The sequence below is a fragment of the Halomonas sp. IOP_6 genome (genome assembly GCF_021151565.1).
In the GTDB taxonomy this organism is placed as follows: domain Bacteria; phylum Pseudomonadota; class Gammaproteobacteria; order Pseudomonadales; family Halomonadaceae; genus Vreelandella; species Vreelandella alkaliphila.
Window position 1 is genome coordinate 192797 of the sequence record NZ_JAIRBO010000001.1, and the last position, 14592, is coordinate 207388.

Annotated in this window: 17 protein-coding genes and 1 tRNA gene; 10 read left to right on the forward strand and 8 right to left on the reverse strand. The window is 46.2% G+C overall.

Annotated elements, in window-relative coordinates; translation table 11 throughout:
- The first annotated feature begins 388 nt into the window (after nucleotides 1-388).
- Nucleotides 389-1078 (forward strand): Crp/Fnr family transcriptional regulator, encoded by a 690-nt coding sequence (locus K7H08_RS00960; RefSeq protein ID WP_231656963.1) that lies wholly within the window; start codon nucleotides 389-391, stop codon nucleotides 1076-1078.
- A gap of 43 nt (nucleotides 1079-1121) precedes the next feature.
- Here K7H08_RS00960 and K7H08_RS00965 read toward each other — a convergent pair whose 3' ends face one another.
- On the reverse strand, nucleotides 1122-2123 hold the full coding sequence (locus tag K7H08_RS00965; RefSeq protein WP_231656964.1) for a GGDEF domain-containing protein: 1002 nt from the start codon (nucleotides 2121-2123) through the stop codon (nucleotides 1122-1124).
- Nucleotides 2124-2157: 34 nt separating this feature from the next.
- A complete protein-coding gene (locus tag K7H08_RS00970; RefSeq protein ID WP_231656965.1) occupies nucleotides 2158-2673 on the reverse strand; it encodes a hypothetical protein in 516 nt (171 codons plus the stop codon).
- 378 nt (nucleotides 2674-3051) lie between these two features.
- Here K7H08_RS00970 and K7H08_RS00975 point away from each other — a divergent pair, with 378 nt between their 5' ends.
- Nucleotides 3052-3411 (forward strand): hypothetical protein, encoded by a 360-nt coding sequence (locus K7H08_RS00975; RefSeq protein ID WP_231656966.1) that lies wholly within the window; start codon nucleotides 3052-3054, stop codon nucleotides 3409-3411.
- Nucleotides 3412-3489: 78 nt separating this feature from the next.
- Nucleotides 3490-4242 carry a VIT1/CCC1 transporter family protein gene (locus K7H08_RS00980; protein WP_231656967.1) on the forward strand — a complete coding sequence of 251 codons (753 nt, stop codon included), beginning with the start codon at nucleotides 3490-3492 and terminating at the stop codon, nucleotides 4240-4242.
- Nucleotides 4243-4384: 142 nt separating this feature from the next.
- On the opposite strand, the gene K7H08_RS00985 is transcribed toward K7H08_RS00980, so the two are convergent.
- The 4 genes from K7H08_RS00985 to K7H08_RS18340 all read right to left on the reverse strand — a co-directional run bounded on the left by K7H08_RS00985 (nucleotide 4385) and on the right by K7H08_RS18340 (nucleotide 6506).
- Nucleotides 4385-4461, reverse strand: a tRNA-Pro gene (locus K7H08_RS00985).
- Between the two features lie 126 nt (nucleotides 4462-4587).
- Nucleotides 4588-5397, reverse strand: coding sequence for an inositol monophosphatase family protein (locus tag K7H08_RS00990; protein ID WP_231656968.1), 810 nt, complete (start codon nucleotides 5395-5397; stop codon nucleotides 4588-4590).
- Nucleotides 5398-5491: 94 nt separating this feature from the next.
- Complete coding sequence (locus K7H08_RS00995) at nucleotides 5492-5947, reverse strand: anti-virulence regulator CigR family protein (protein ID WP_198349682.1); 456 nt, start codon at nucleotides 5945-5947, stop codon at nucleotides 5492-5494.
- Nucleotides 5948-6110: 163 nt separating this feature from the next.
- Complete coding sequence (locus K7H08_RS18340; RefSeq protein ID WP_269438750.1) at nucleotides 6111-6506, reverse strand: prepilin-type N-terminal cleavage/methylation domain-containing protein; 396 nt, start codon at nucleotides 6504-6506, stop codon at nucleotides 6111-6113.
- Nucleotides 6507-6720: 214 nt separating this feature from the next.
- Between K7H08_RS18340 and pilB the strand changes: the two genes are divergently transcribed.
- Genes pilB through K7H08_RS01030 form a run of 6 tightly spaced genes read left to right on the forward strand, consistent with a single transcriptional unit; the run spans nucleotide 6721 to nucleotide 12409 of the window.
- A complete protein-coding gene (gene pilB / locus K7H08_RS01005) occupies nucleotides 6721-8475 on the forward strand; it encodes a type IV-A pilus assembly ATPase PilB (protein ID WP_231656969.1) in 1755 nt (584 codons plus the stop codon).
- Between the two features lie 6 nt (nucleotides 8476-8481).
- Nucleotides 8482-9711, forward strand: coding sequence for a type II secretion system F family protein (locus tag K7H08_RS01010; RefSeq protein WP_231656970.1), 1230 nt, complete (start codon nucleotides 8482-8484; stop codon nucleotides 9709-9711).
- Between the two features lie 55 nt (nucleotides 9712-9766).
- Entirely contained in the window at nucleotides 9767-10612 is an 846-nt protein-coding gene (locus tag K7H08_RS01015; RefSeq protein ID WP_231656971.1) for a prepilin peptidase, read from the forward strand.
- 41 nt (nucleotides 10613-10653) lie between these two features.
- Nucleotides 10654-11250, forward strand: coding sequence for a dephospho-CoA kinase (coaE, locus tag K7H08_RS01020; RefSeq protein WP_231656972.1), 597 nt, complete (start codon nucleotides 10654-10656; stop codon nucleotides 11248-11250).
- Between the two features lie 39 nt (nucleotides 11251-11289).
- Nucleotides 11290-11523, forward strand: coding sequence for a DNA gyrase inhibitor YacG (yacG, locus tag K7H08_RS01025; protein ID WP_083004574.1), 234 nt, complete (start codon nucleotides 11290-11292; stop codon nucleotides 11521-11523).
- 13 nt (nucleotides 11524-11536) lie between these two features.
- Nucleotides 11537-12409 carry a DNA replication terminus site-binding protein gene (locus tag K7H08_RS01030; protein ID WP_231656973.1) on the forward strand — a complete coding sequence of 291 codons (873 nt, stop codon included), beginning with the start codon at nucleotides 11537-11539 and terminating at the stop codon, nucleotides 12407-12409.
- Between the two features lie 27 nt (nucleotides 12410-12436).
- Here the strand turns inward: K7H08_RS01030 and K7H08_RS01035 are convergent, their stop codons facing one another.
- Complete coding sequence (locus K7H08_RS01035) at nucleotides 12437-12784, reverse strand: hypothetical protein (RefSeq protein ID WP_231656974.1); 348 nt, start codon at nucleotides 12782-12784, stop codon at nucleotides 12437-12439.
- A gap of 359 nt (nucleotides 12785-13143) precedes the next feature.
- Here K7H08_RS01035 and K7H08_RS01040 point away from each other — a divergent pair, with 359 nt between their 5' ends.
- Nucleotides 13144-13977: a helix-turn-helix transcriptional regulator gene (locus K7H08_RS01040; RefSeq protein ID WP_231656975.1), complete on the forward strand. Its 834-nt coding sequence runs from the start codon at nucleotides 13144-13146 to the stop codon at nucleotides 13975-13977.
- A gap of 77 nt (nucleotides 13978-14054) precedes the next feature.
- On the opposite strand, the gene K7H08_RS01045 is transcribed toward K7H08_RS01040, so the two are convergent.
- On the reverse strand, nucleotides 14055-14429 hold the full coding sequence (locus tag K7H08_RS01045; RefSeq protein ID WP_231656976.1) for a histone-like nucleoid-structuring protein, MvaT/MvaU family: 375 nt from the start codon (nucleotides 14427-14429) through the stop codon (nucleotides 14055-14057).
- Between the last annotated feature and the right edge of the window lie 163 nt (nucleotides 14430-14592).

Below are 14592 nucleotides of genomic sequence, written 5' to 3' on the forward strand. Positions count from 1 at the left end.
CGCCAATCAATATGTTGCTACATCGAAAATAATGCTACGCGATTAGTTATCAGCTCGGATTCGCAAATTGCCTTACACAACATTTATGAAAAAAACATATCTATAGTAGAAAAAAATTAAAAATCACATGGCTAAACAATATTTCATGCTTAGCTAACAAATAATAAAAATTCCTATTAATCTAAAGGAAATGGTCAAAATATTGAAATATTAAAAAAATAATATAAAATTAAAAAATAATCCTAAAAATATATTACCTATATAATTAAAAATCAAAAACCTAATTAATTATTTTAACTTATATTAAAAAAATCCAGCAAGCCTGCAAAAACAATTTACAATATAATAATATATTTTCACAAAAAAAAGGGGGGGGGGGGTTACCAACATGAATACATCTTTTACTTCTTCACACAATAAAAGCATTTTTGCTTCACCTTCATTTAGTGAGCTAGAGGTACTTCTAACGTTCTCTCAACCTTTATTTACACTACGTAAAAAAACAACACTGATAATAGACGGTGAAAAATTCAAAGGCTTATATCTTGTCCACAGTGGACTATTAAAAAAAAGCCAATTAAAAAAATCGTCGGAGAATGAAATAATTACATCTTTTTTCTTCCCAGGGGATCTGATAGGATTAGATTCAATTTGTGAAGGACATTATAATGGCTCTGTCACATCGATAGAAACATGTGGTCTATCATTAATAAAATTCAAAAAAATAGAAGATCTCCCAATAACAAAGACAAGTCATATTCAGTTATTAAAAATTTTAAGTAAGACGATGCGTAATGAACACACTCGCTTGTGGCATACACTAAGTCAGTCATCAGACTCTAGATTAGCGTATTTTTTCATTACTATGTCTAGTAAATTTCGTGAACAAGGATATTCTCCTAACTCTTTCAGGCTACCCATGTCGAGGCAAGACATAGCAAATTATCTATGCATGGCTTCAGAAACAGTTAGCCGCATTGTTAGTCGCTTCGAAAACGAAGGGCTACTTGAGGCTAATGGCCACGAGTATTTGATATTAAACCCTAGAGGATTAGCTGACATAGCCGAAAAAGCATAGTCAACGTCAACTAACACGTCAAAGTATATAAAAAAGACCAAAATTAAGCTGAATGCTTGACTGCAATTGACTCAATTCTATTACGCCCGCTACGTTTGGCTTTCAGAAGCAAATGGTCAGCACGATGAATTAGTGTTTCAATATGCACATCATCGCGCTCTAGCTTAGCAACACCAATACTTATAGTAAGTTTAACGCTATTTAAAGCCTCTCTCAATCGCTCGGCTATTAGCATAGCATCGGAAACATCTGTTTCTGGTAATACAATTATAAATTCGTCACCACCATATCGACCTACATAGTCACAATCCCGTACTGTTTCAAGGAGAGTTTTTGCGACTTCTTTAAGTGCTTTGTCTCCAACAGGGTGACCCTGGCTATCATTAATTGCCTTAAAATGATCAAGATCGAGCATCATTAGGCATAGAGATAGTCCATACCGGCGAACACGCTTAAATTCAGCACTAGCCAACTCTAAAAGATAACGGCGATTATATGTGCCAGTGAGAAAGTCATGGTTGGCTAGATAAAAAAGCTCCTCGTTAGTGGCCATTAATTTAGCAGTCTGCTCCTTGACTTTCCTATCCACTTCATTTTCAATATATTTATTTAGCTCATTTACTGTATTTTTCAGATTCTTTTCGTAGATAATTCCAAGCAAATGTGACAGGGAACCCTGTGCATCAGAAATTGGTAATAAAATTAGCTGATTCCCTCCCTCCAGGTTTTTCTCATAAATATTTTTAACAGGCGGTTCATAACAAACAGATGTACACTCCTCTATACATTGAGCACAGCTTGCTACTACTTCTTCACTAACCGGTTTTGAAAACAACTGGCCAAGATGCTTACTTTCACATTCAACTTCGCAACTTAACTTTTCATTTTTAGACGGGTCTATTGCTATTATGATAAATTTATTTTTACCAAAAATTTTTACGTAAAACATTTGTCTATAAAAAAAACCAAACATATCCTCCATTATTATAAAAGCATTACTACCAATCTGATTTATATTTCTTAACGCACTCCAAAATGAAAACATGACCTCCCCCTTCATAAAAAACAAACTTATTAACTTATATTTTATTTAATATGGTGGCATTCAGTGCTAATGAGTCAGATTTCCAACATTCTTTGTATTTTTTAATTATCTTCAACTCATTGTTTTTTTGCTTAACGCAATCCCACAATGTCTTATGCAGTTCAGGGGTAGAATTTGTTTCCAACAGGTAATTAAAAAAAACACAAGTCTCGCTAGCAGACTCTTCAGCGTACTCAAGTAAATGCTGCCCCATACATTTATCTATGACAAAGAAGTGTTGACTGTTATTTCTATAAAAGCTTGGGAGCTTCCAAGTGGAAGAATCACTCACACAATCACCTAGCCCTAACTGCAAGGCAGCCTCATGCAGCTTACTAAGACGGTGTACACACTCTAATCCAATTGAGCTCATTAAACGGCTGACAGAAGAGTCAACCGTAAGAAAGCTAAGCGACAACCATCTATATCGATTAAGCTCTATTGATTCATGTGAATTCGCTAAATCGAGCTGCTCGTATGGTAGGAAATTAGGAAATGCAATCTTGTCCATGTCGTGTTTCTCTTTGTGCGCTAAATGTATATAGAACTATGAACAACGCCATCTTAGTTCGAAACAAACTTTATCTTCTATGACATTTGTCAACTTTATTAAAAAACGTGAAGACAGGACATCAATAACAGTACGAATCATATTTTAGCACTAGCTTTCACTCATCCAAATTAAGCATTTAAATAAACAATATCTAATGAAAAACAAAAGTACTAATTTATTTATCAATAAAAACAGGCGTTTAAAATATAACATCGAATTATCACACTGTTGCAGTCAATAAAAAATATGACCAGCGTCAAATGAATCGCGATTAATAACAAACTCCATGCCAAGCACGGCTATGCTATTTCAAACGGCACATGAGGAACCAATACAATGACAACGTTACTGTTTCCCAATCTGGCAGCAAAGTCTATCAGCAGCGAGTCTATGCTGGTGCTTTGGTATCAGCCTTGGGTGGAAACCACACATTCGGCCGCCAAGCTACAACGTATCTGGCTAGCAGCAGCCAATGAAGCACTTCGTCATGAACTGGATTTTATTTCAGCGGTGACTCCAATCTACAGCAAGCTAACCTGCTGCATGCTCGGCTTTAAAGGGCCTCAAACCCTCTCATCAATGGCAATTTGCTACCACAACACTGCAGAAGATATGACAGAAGCAACGTTCAACCGCATGCGCAAAGTATCAGAACTCAGTGAAGACATACGCGAGCGGATATGGAGTGAGCTGTAAGCTGTGGCTAGACTAACCTGAGGGCTGTGAGCAATTATTCAACGGCCCTCTTACCCCAGGGAAGTACGAGGCCTTGATATGCCAACCCCAAGCCGTGAAAGTCTACTTAGCGACCATCACCCTGATGCAGTGCGTAAACGGCTAGCGACTCCAGTAAAAGCATCAACGCTTCCCGATGCTGTGCTCGGCGGTATCGATGGTTGCGTGACGACTTTTGCGGTTGTATCAGGAGCATTTGGAGCAGGTTTTTCACCACAGGTGGCGCTTGTACTCGGTTTCGCCAACTTACTCGCTGACGGCTTCAGCATGGCAGTAAGCAATTACGAAGCCGGGCAGGCCCAGCTTGCTCAGATCGCCAGTACTGAGCGTATCGAACGGCAACATATTGACCTAGTGCCTGAGGGCGAACGCGAAGAGATTCGCCAACTTTTTCACGCTAAAGGTTTCGAAGGAGAACTACTTGAACAAGTAGTGGAAACACTATGTCGTGAACCAGATAGATGGGTGACTACTATGTTACAAGAAGAGCATGGGCTTTCATCTGTTGGACTTAACCCTCTTCGAGCAGCGTTAGTTACCTTTAGTGCTTTTTTGATCGTAGGCGCTCTACCGTTACTTCCGTATACGATACCTAGCATAGCAACCACGACGCAGTTTCTAGCCAGTCTAGGGCTGGCTTGCGGCGTATTTCTCGCTATTGGCATGCTCAAGAGCGCCGTCTACGGCCTACCGGCTTGGCGCTCAGGCCTGCGTACTCTCACCATGGGTGCCGCCGCGGCCGGGCTCGCCTTTGCGACAGGCTATCTCGCGCAGCGTCTATTAGCAGGCTAGGCCTATAAGACCTGCTTGGCTATTAATAATCATAGTGTGTCAGTAAGCTTCACAACTTATGCTAATGATTGCTAATCCAGAATTAAGCTTAAAACCAAAAAACGGCCACCGCTGTAATAGCTAAGTGACCGTTTTATCTGTTTGGTCGGAGTGACAGGATTCGAACCTGCGACCTTTGCAACCCCATTGCAACGCGCTACCAAGCTGCGCCACACTCCGATATCTTGGATTGGCAGCGAATGTTAACCAACATCGTTTGCCTCAAGACGGTGCGTATACTAGCGCTTTCTTAACCAAATGAAAAGCTCTTTTTGCGCTTTCTTTTCAATTGGTTGCCGCTTGCACTTACTCGATGCTCTTAAGTAGCGATGCCATGGCATCATATACCTTGGGCGTTGTGACGAGCAGTTGCTCTGGGTAGAGGTCAACTGGCACGCCGTCAGGTACCTCAGTTAAGTGGCCTACTTTCGCGCCTGCTTCACGAGCAATGACCCAACCCGCGACAAAGTCCCATGGTGAAACGCTTTCGTAATATGCGTCTAATCGGCCGCAGGCGACATCACAGAGGTCAATCGCAGCTGCGCCATTGCGACGAACATCCTGACAGTTCACCAACACGGCTTCCAAACGTGGTAGAAGCTGTTTGCGAGCCTGTTTATCGTAGGGAAAACCGGTAGCCACCAGAGTGCTTTCAAGCGTATCAGCGTCACTCGGTTTGATTGGTTGCTGATTGCAGTACGCACCTAATCCTTGCGCGGCACTGAAGGTATCACCCAAGAAAGGTGCATGAACAACGCCTACTTTAGCGATGCCGTTCTCTATCCAGCCAATCGACACCGCCACATGGCGCAGGCCTTGGGCAAAGTTGACGGTTCCATCGATAGGATCTACCACCCACAGCTGCTCGGCGGGGGTATGCAGCGCACGCTCAGGGCTTAGTTCTTCACTCAGCCTCGCTTCACCAGGAAAATGCTCCTCCAGGCGCTGGCTAATTAGCGTATCAACTGCCACATCAACATCGGTAACCAGCTCAATGCCGGCTTTTAAACGTTGACTGAAGTCTTGCTGTTCGCGGGCGCGGCGAATCATATCGCCTGCCTCCTCCGCAATACGCACTGCCAGCGCCAGCCGCTCTTCTAGGGTGTAAGCCGTCATTAACGCTCCTTACTTGATGGTTTCACATTGCCTGAAATAAGCTCAGCTTAAGCGGTGACGCATGGCATTACCATGACGCCATGCGAAACAATCCTTAACGAAGTGCATCCACCAGCACATCGACAACGATACGGGTAGCCGCCTCAATGAGTACGACATCGGCCCCTACGCGCTCCCATTCGTAGCCGGGATACTGGGGAAGCTGAGATGCCAACGGACCATCAAAGCGCTTTGCAATTCCCGGAGGAAGGGGTTTACCGCGTTCTAAGTTGCGCTGAATACCCGGCGGCAATGGCTGGGCACGTGGCGCATCGTATTGCCGCAAGAGACGAAGCAGTTCACGTTCGTTGATACGAGGAAGATCTACAACGCGTTCGTCGCGATGGCGACGCTCATGTCGGCCTATATCCTGCCCGCCACGCTGGCGCTCGGAATGTGGGCTGCTGTCTCTAGCACCATGGGCGGGTGCGTGTGCTGGCTGTGCGACTGCCGCCACTTGCCACAACAGGGTGCAAACTAACAGGCAAGCGCTAAGAGAAATTGATTTCATTATCGGCTCCTTATGACCAGGAGCATTGAGTATAGAGAGCAAATGCGCAGGCAGTGTGAAGATTGAACAATATTAAAAATACGGGCAAAAGCCTGCAGATACAAAAAAACCATTAGCTGGCACAACGACCAAAGCTAATGGTTAGATTTTAAGGCGCTGTACACTATTCCTCGGAAGTCATAGAAATTATCCCGCTTCCAGATACATACACAGTTTCCTGACGATCCTGAGTTGAAACTTCAATAGCTTCTAATGATTGGTTATCTTCAGCGCCTGCAAATACAGTGAATAGCTCCTCGACATCCGTATTTTCAGTACATGACTGAAAGCTGAATTCAGGCGCGCCCTCTCCGAGAGACGCTTCCGCGATTGAAAGTGTTCGATATGAGTTGAGTTCTCCAACACATGCTGAAGCCTCTGAGCGGTCCAAGTAGCTTCCATACTTGGGCACGCCGATGGCAGCCAAGATGCCGATAATAGCAATGACTACCATCAGTTCAATGAGAGTAAAACCACTCTGTTTGTGAATTGTAGTTATTTTAAAAAATCTTTTATCCATAACACTTCTCCTTTGTGTTATTAAACTTCCTCTTCAATAACATGAAGACCGAAAGTGTGTTAAACAAATCAATGCCACAATATTTAACAACACCAACAGCTTCTCAATGCTATATTTAACCAACTATAGCAAGCTCACCGTTACATTTCCGTTGACCATTAATAATAATTAATATTTAACACAAAAAATAAAATAAACATGATTGAGTTTAGCCATGAACGATTTAACCCCCAGGCCGGCGCTGAGCAAGGCGGCCATGCATAGCGGCCTGCACGGTATCGCTAAACGGCTGATAGAACATGGCGTGCTGACCGAAGCCCAGGCGAATGTCGCGGAAAGCACAGCAACAGAGCTTGACGTGTCGCTGTTACAGCACGTGGTCGATAGTGGGCTAGTAGAATCAGGCGCAGCAGCGCTGGCCGCTGCTTGGGAGTATGGTTTACCGGTCGTTGACCTAGATGCCATTCGTATAAACGCGCTACCACCCGCCAGCGACTACCCCGTTAAAATATTAGAGCGTCTAGATGTTCTTCCCCTGGCACGCCACGGGCACCGCCTTACTGTCGCTGTACCCTACCCCGCTACGCTAACCCAACTGAATGAACTTCAATTTGCTACCGGGCTAAGTGTAGATGGAGTACTGGCTCCCGCTGATCAACTTAAAAACACTCTAACGCAGTATCTAGCGCAAAATGAGCGCAGCATGCTAGATGAACTGGAAAATGTAGATGATGCGGTCAGCGCGTTGAGTATTGTTCAGCTTGACGAAGATGAGGCGACATTAGACAAGGCAGTAACAGATAGCGAAGATGCCCCCGTCGTTAAATTCGTCAATAAAATACTGCTAGATGCTATCAGTCGCGGCGCTTCCGATATTCACTTTGAGCCCTATGAAACCCAGTACCGGGTGCGCTTTCGTATTGATGGCATGCTGCTTGAAATTGCTCGCCCACCTTTTGCGCTGCGGCACCGCATCGCGGCACGTGTAAAAATCATGTCTCGGTTGGATATCTCTGAGCGGCGCCTGCCTCAGGATGGTGCAATCAAGCTGCAGCTTTCACGCACACGCTCAATTGATTTTCGAGTGAACTCACTGCCCACTGTGTTTGGTGAAAAAATAGTACTGCGTTTGCTAGATCCTGCCTCTGCTCAACTCGCTATCGAGCAGCTAGGCTTTAGCCCTGAACAGCAGGCCGTTTATGAACACGCGCTTAAGAAGCCTCAAGGAATGATTCTGGTTACCGGGCCTACGGGGAGCGGTAAAACAGTGACGCTTTATACCGGCATCAACATTCTTAACCAAATTGAGCGCAATATCTGCACCGCCGAGGACCCGGTAGAAATTAAAGTGCCGGGGGTCAATCAGGTGAACGTTCTCCCTAAAATCGGTCTGAACTTCGCCAGCGCTCTGCGCGCCTTTTTACGCCAAGACCCTGATGTTGTCATGGTGGGCGAAATTCGCGACTTGGAAACCGCCGAAATTGCCGTAAAAGCAGCCCAAACAGGTCACTTAGTGCTATCTACCGTACACACTAACTCCGCCGCTGAAACGCTAACCCGATTAGCGAATATGGGCATCGCATCGTATAACATCGCAAGCTCAGTTAGCTTGATTATTGCCCAGCGCTTGGCACGCAAGCTATGCAACCTATGCAAAACACCTGCAAAGATTCCTGCCGAAGCGCTGCATCAGGCTGGCTTTAGCCAACAGGATATTCGCAACGGCACGATTTATTCAGCGGTCGGCTGTAAACAGTGCACACAGGGCTATAAAGGTCGTATTGGTATCTATGAAGTGGTGTCTATTACTGATGCCATGCGCCAGCTGATTATGCGCGATGGCGATGCGCTGGATATCGACCAACAAGCGCGCCGCGAAGGTTACCCTAGCCTTTATCAGCGTTGCCTACATCGTGTGCTGGATGGCAGCACTAGTCTGGAAGAAGTTAACCGCATCAGTAAGGAGTAACGCGCCATGGCCAACGCTAAAGCATATCGCACAAAGCCAACGCCGCTACACCGCTGGAAGTGGGAAGGCAAAGGGCCACAAGACCGAGCTATGCGAGGCGAGCTGATTGGCCGCACCAAGCCCGAAATCATTGAACAACTGGCTAAGCAGCGTATTGTCGCCACAAAAGTCCAAAAACGCAGCAGCTTTAGTGGTCGCAGCAAGGTAACCAACGTCGACATCATGATTTTTGCACGGCAAATGGCCACCATGGTGCGAGCAGGTATCCCTATTCTTCAGGCATTACAAGCCGTTTCTGAAAGCCTAAAAAAACCCGCCATGGTAGCACTAACCCAGCAAATCATGGAAGACGTATCTTCGGGCGATAGCCTTTCCAGCGCCATGGCAAAACACCCCAAACAGTTTGACCACCTGTTTGTTAGCCTAGTCGACGCAGGAGAGCAGGCTGGTGCGCTTGACCAGATGCTGGAGCGGGTAGCCAGTTATAAAGAGAAAGTTGAATCACTCAAAAATCGTGTCAAAAAAGCACTCTGGTACCCCACTGCGGTGATGATCATTGGTATTGCCGTTACCATGCTGCTACTCATCAAAGTCGTGCCTGAATTTGAGAGTATGTTTCAAGGTTTTGGCGCAGAACTGCCAGCGCTCACTCAGTTTACGGTTAACTTATCGGACATGGCCCAAAAGTACTGGTTACAAGCAACGGGTTCACTAATCGGCAGTATCATGCTGCTGAAAACTGCAGCGCGACGCTCACCACGCGTCGCTTATCGGTTAGACAGCCTGATGCTTCACCTGCCTATCCTTGGCGATATTTTACACAAATCGGCTGTCTCACGATTTACACGCACTTTAGCGACTACCTTTACTTCTGGCGTGCCACTAATTGAGGGGCTCGAAACTGCCGCAGGTGCCGCGGATAATCGCGTGTACATCAGAGCTATTAATGAAGTGCGCCAAGATGTAACTACCGGACAACAGCTGCATTTCGCCATGCGTATGACCAACCGCTTTCCAGCGCTGGCAGTTCAAATGGTGAGTATTGGTGAGGAAGCCGGCTCACTGGATGCGATGCTTAACCGAGTAGCCGATTACTACGAAGAAGAAGTGGATAATAAAGTAGACGCCCTGACCTCGTTAATGGAACCGATTATTATCGTTGTCCTTGGCGCGCTAGTGGGCGGCGTTGTAGTCTCCATGTATTTGCCTATTTTTGAAATTGGCACCGCACTATAAATAAACCGTTCATACGCACTTCCTCAACAAGCACTTCCCCAACAATTGGAATACCATGGGTTTATCACCAAGCTTTTACCTCTTTTTTGCTTTACTAATCGGCCTCTGCTTTGGCAGTTTTCTTAACGTTGTCATCACCCGTTTACCCGTTATGCTGATGCGCCGCTGGCGCAATGAAGCACGTGCCTCCCTTGAGCTGGCCGAAGAAACATCCCCCCGCTTTAACCTTGCTACTCCAAGGTCAATGTGTCCACGCTGCGAACACCCAATTGCTTGGCACAATAACCTACCCTTAATAGGCTGGCTAAAAAGAAGGGGGAAATGCGCTCATTGCCAAACCTCCATCAATGTACAGTATCCATTCGTAGAGCTGATGGGCGGACTACTTGCAATCGTGGTTGTGGCCTTGCATGGCCCGACGCTAAGCGCAATGTTTATCTATGGTGCTTGTATAACGCTACTGGCTTTGGCAGTGATCGACTTTCGTACCTATTTACTCCCTGATATGTTGACCCTACCGTTGTTATGGGCTGGCTTAGCTTACCAATTGCTCTTTCAGCCTCTGCTGCTCCCTGGCGCTGTTATCGGCGCAATGGCGGGCTATGTTGTGTTATGGAGCTTTTACTGGCTATTTAAGCTCATAACAGGCAAAGAAGGCATGGGATTTGGGGATTTCAAGTTACTCGCTGCCCTTGGCGCTTGGGTGGGTTGGAGCATGTTGCCGCTACTGATTATTTTATCTGCGGGTATTGGCGCAATCATAGGATTAGCCGCTCAAGCTATTTCTCCCCAGTTACGTGGCCAACCTCTCCCCTTTGGTCCCTTTCTTGCGCTGGCGGGCTGGATTTGCCTACTTGTAGGCAACGAGTTAATGACACTCTATACGTCGTTGCTGTATTAAGCCTAATGTCGGTTTTAATTCAATTTTTTTGGGGAGCATGCATGATCATTGGACTGACAGGTGGTATAGGTTCGGGAAAGTCTACTGTTGCCCGTGCGTTTGGAGAACTGGGGATTGGCTGGGTAGATGCCGATGATGTCGCTAGAGAAGTCGTTGCCGTTGGCGAACCCACACTAGCTGCTATTGCCGAACACTTTGGCACAGACGTATTGAACTCCGACGGAACACTGAATAGATCAGCACTGCGTACCATCATTTTTGAAGATCCTGCACAACGGCAGTGGTTAGAGTCTGTCACTCATCCCAAGGTACGCGAACGCCTTCTTTTGCATCTGGACCGTCTGCAGGCGCAGTCGCCTTATGTATTATTAGTGTCTCCTCTGCTTTTTGAGTCTGGTCAAGATAAGCTGGTCAATCGTACGTTAGTCATCGATGTGCCCGAATCGCTGCAATTATCACGCACACTTGCCCGGGATGGGGTGAGTGAATCCCAGGTGCGTGCTATCCTCGCCGCCCAACTTCCACGCGAAGAACGCCTTGCTAAAGGCAATGATGTCATCGACAACAGTGGTGACCATGCGAATATGATGCGCCAGGTCATCCAACTGGATCGTCGTTATCGCGCCGAGTGCACTTAACGACGTACTTGAGACGCACTTTTGAAACAGGAGTTTGTCATGCCCACACCGGCAAATGATTCACCGCTAGAGGTTGCTTGCCCCCAATGTGGCAAGAAAGTTATCTGGGGGCCAGAAAGTACTTATCGCCCTTTTTGTAGCAAACGTTGCCAACTGCTTGATTTGGGCGCTTGGGCGGAAGAGTCGCATCGCATTGCAGGTGAATCCGCCATGGATGAGGCAGACTTAGATACCCTGCTTGCTCAAGCAGATAGAGACGCACCTCTTTCTTAAAGGCTCGCCCAACATGACTGACGCCACGCTGCCTCTATATCATCTACTGCATGAGCTTGATGCCCACTTTGATCAACTGGTAGCCACCATTGAGCGGGCTGCAGCGCTATACGAATTTAACCCACCACCTACTTGGCGGTTTCATCATGACGTTAGCGAGCCTATTTGGTTGCGGGATGCACTGCTGGACATGTGGCATCAGCAGGGACAGGATGGCCGCGAAACGCGTAACTACATCGCAGTCATCGCCGCTAACGATGATTTATTAGCAGCGTGTCATCAAATTAACTACGCAAAGGCAAATATCAGCGACTTACTCGCGCGCATTAAGCAGTCTCATCCAAACGCGTTGAGCGACGCTAAGTCTCGTTTACCAAACCGTCATCCCCATATCGACGACATACTGCGTAAAAGCGGATTTGCAAGACTCCATCTAAAACAGTGCTGGCGACAACTCCCCATTGCCCCTGCGCCGGTGTCTAGAGTTAGGCTAGCGTGGTATAGCAGCGGTCGCTCAATCAAACGCGTTAGTGTTCAAGAGGCTGAGCAAAAATTATTACAGCTAGACAGTGATGCACCACATATCCGCATACAACTACGCAAGCTCGCCAGCATTCCAAGTGGAGAAATATTGGCGCAGGTGCAAACCCAAGCCCCTTTAATGCGCGCAAATCTGTTTTTTGTCGAACCGCTTGCGGATGGACACACGCGACGAGCACTTAATATTGCAATGCCGCTAATTGTGCCTGCAAATGAAGGACGATTACCACATCTCAAAGCCCCAGCAGAAACGCCTCCAACGACTCGCACAAGAGCTAAGCGGCGCGACGAAAAACTAGAAGATGACGTATATTTACCTAGCTTACGCATCTATCGATATCGCTAGCGAGCTACCTCACCTCATAACGTCGTATTATTTACCCGCTACTGGCACGTCATCAAGCTTCCACCGCTTAGACTCCAGCAGCGCGTGTATGACCTCGCTTACATCTCGCTCCGATAAATCATATTCGCCAATCAGAGCTTTTAAGCGTTGATCAAACAGACGCTCTTGCTCATTTGAGTGTGCCGCTTCATCTGCTGCTTGGTCGTCAGCCTCCAACGCCGCAATTGAACGTACTGGCGGTCCCGTTGGAATATTGAAATCGCTGTTAGGATCTTCTAACTGGCGCAGCGCCTGCGCGAAGGCATCATCCAGCTCACGAAACTTGCGTAGCTTTTCACGCTCATCTAGCTGTTTTTGAACTTTTTGATATTTCATCGATGTTTCATTTACACCTTACTTGAAATGAATGACAAGTCTGCTGAAACAGACCTTTTCCGGCAAAACTGTGCCCAAACGCGTAAAGCCTCTGAGCAAACTTGCCTTTGCTCTCTGTTGCCAGCATAAAGGCATCACAGCTTAGTATTAAATAAGCTGCTCACGATATAAAACAGGATGCTCAGCAAAAACGCCCAGTTAAGCAACCTAAGGTGGCACATATAGCGGCAAATTCATCTAGTAGGCAAGCAGCAATGTTAATCACCTATTAGATCACTAGCAACGCAAGCACCGGGATGGTGCATTACAGGTGAGATGAGTAGCGCGACCTGTACGACTTAAGCATAGGAGGCCAGATAATGTTCAATGCAATGATGCGAGCTGAGATCTGGCTGCAAGACACTCTCGATAAACCGCTTGGAATCGAAGACCTTGCTAACCACTTAGGATACTCAGCATCACAAATACGCCGGCAGTTCCGCCACTGCTTCAACATTTCACCTAGTGCTTACCGTGAAAAAAGGCGTCTTGAGCGAGCCGCTGTCTTGCTTTCACTCACCTCACAAAATATAGCGCAAATCGCTATTCGTTGTGGATATACTAATCACTCTTCTTTCTCACGCGCATTTCAGCGCCGCTATCGGCTGTCACCCCGCGAATATCGCCAAGTGGTAAGCAGCCTGTATCTTCTGAACAGACCTGACAAAAAATTCACAATCAGCATTGAAAAAAACCGTCCCGCACATGTGGTTTTAATGCGCTTGTACCAAGCACCAGACCACATTCATGGGCTAGGCAACACAAAGTATCACGCTAACCATTTAGAGCACCTACAAGCCCAACTAGAGACATCTACCCCAACCATGGTATTGCCAGACCTTTTAACAGAGAAAGTGACGGCCGCTGTAGAAGAACCTGCACCGAACCACACTAGAACTGATATCGGGCTCTATCTAGAAAATAGAGATACTGCCGAATATCTAGCACTGCCAGTCAACTACCGTCGGGTAGACATTCCTTCACGCTACTATGCAAAAATATACTTCAATAACATTTCACAATTATCTTATGTAATGTCTGAAACGCTAGTGGCATTAATGGATGAAAAAAATCGTTTAAATATCAGCGGTGATGCACCGCAAGTATTATGGCATCCAGATCATATTGAGCTACGAATACCTTTATCTGCCTAGCCAGCCTGAATAGTTTTTATCCGCTTTCATTAAACCAAAACCGGCACTTCTTGTTAGAAATGCCGGTTTAAAACGACTCAGTCTTCCATACGCTCTAGCCAGGATTCGACAGCCTCATCACCATGCTCATCTTTCCAGCTACGCAGGCCTTTATGATTACCGCCGCGGGTTTCAATCACTTCACCAGTATGCGGGTTCTTATAAATCTTCAGACGACGCTTACGACGCGTAGTGGATGCCGCAGCACCTTTGGATCCACGCTGATCCGCGTTAGGGTCCAGCAATGCAATAACATCAGAAGGGCGCTTACCAAACTCGTTCATTAACGCTTCAAGCTTAGCTTTAAATTCAAGCTCGCTTTTCAAGCGCTGATCACCTTCCAAGCGCTGTAAGTCTTCTTGTAGTTGTTTTAGCTGCTGTTCCTTTTGAATATACTCATTTAATAACGACATGGGGATTCCTTTTAGCATAGGTTTGACTGCGTGAGTTAATCAATCTACCAACTCAATACGCACGAGTTCAGGATGCGCGCACATTATTGCTTTAAATGCGCCAGCTGACAATAGTCTAGTTGACTTTAGCTTAAATACTAATCAATTTTTATTGCTTAGTTGG

Excerpts from the sequence above, each read along its gene's own strand:
- K7H08_RS00960 (WP_231656963.1), top strand. The coding sequence starts at position 389 with ATGAATACATCTTTTACTTCTTCACACAATAAAAGCATTTTTGCTTCA.
- K7H08_RS00965 (WP_231656964.1), bottom strand. The coding sequence starts at position 2,123 with ATGTTTTCATTTTGGAGTGCGTTAAGAAATATAAATCAGATTGGTAGT.
- K7H08_RS00970 (WP_231656965.1), bottom strand. The coding sequence starts at position 2,673 with ATGGACAAGATTGCATTTCCTAATTTCCTACCATACGAGCAGCTCGAT.
- K7H08_RS00975 (WP_231656966.1), top strand. The coding sequence starts at position 3,052 with ATGACAACGTTACTGTTTCCCAATCTGGCAGCAAAGTCTATCAGCAGC.
- K7H08_RS00980 (WP_231656967.1), top strand. The coding sequence starts at position 3,490 with ATGCCAACCCCAAGCCGTGAAAGTCTACTTAGCGACCATCACCCTGAT.
- K7H08_RS00990 (WP_231656968.1), bottom strand. The coding sequence starts at position 5,397 with ATGACGGCTTACACCCTAGAAGAGCGGCTGGCGCTGGCAGTGCGTATT.
- K7H08_RS00995 (WP_198349682.1), bottom strand. The coding sequence starts at position 5,947 with ATGAAATCAATTTCTCTTAGCGCTTGCCTGTTAGTTTGCACCCTGTTG.
- K7H08_RS18340 (WP_269438750.1), bottom strand. The coding sequence starts at position 6,506 with ATGGATAAAAGATTTTTTAAAATAACTACAATTCACAAACAGAGTGGT.
- pilB (WP_231656969.1), top strand. The coding sequence starts at position 6,721 with ATGAACGATTTAACCCCCAGGCCGGCGCTGAGCAAGGCGGCCATGCAT.
- K7H08_RS01010 (WP_231656970.1), top strand. The coding sequence starts at position 8,482 with ATGGCCAACGCTAAAGCATATCGCACAAAGCCAACGCCGCTACACCGC.
- K7H08_RS01015 (WP_231656971.1), top strand. The coding sequence starts at position 9,767 with ATGGGTTTATCACCAAGCTTTTACCTCTTTTTTGCTTTACTAATCGGC.
- coaE (WP_231656972.1), top strand. The coding sequence starts at position 10,654 with ATGATCATTGGACTGACAGGTGGTATAGGTTCGGGAAAGTCTACTGTT.
- yacG (WP_083004574.1), top strand. The coding sequence starts at position 11,290 with ATGCCCACACCGGCAAATGATTCACCGCTAGAGGTTGCTTGCCCCCAA.
- K7H08_RS01030 (WP_231656973.1), top strand. The coding sequence starts at position 11,537 with ATGACTGACGCCACGCTGCCTCTATATCATCTACTGCATGAGCTTGAT.
- K7H08_RS01035 (WP_231656974.1), bottom strand. The coding sequence starts at position 12,784 with ATGAAATATCAAAAAGTTCAAAAACAGCTAGATGAGCGTGAAAAGCTA.
- K7H08_RS01040 (WP_231656975.1), top strand. The coding sequence starts at position 13,144 with ATGTTCAATGCAATGATGCGAGCTGAGATCTGGCTGCAAGACACTCTC.
- K7H08_RS01045 (WP_231656976.1), bottom strand. The coding sequence starts at position 14,429 with ATGTCGTTATTAAATGAGTATATTCAAAAGGAACAGCAGCTAAAACAA.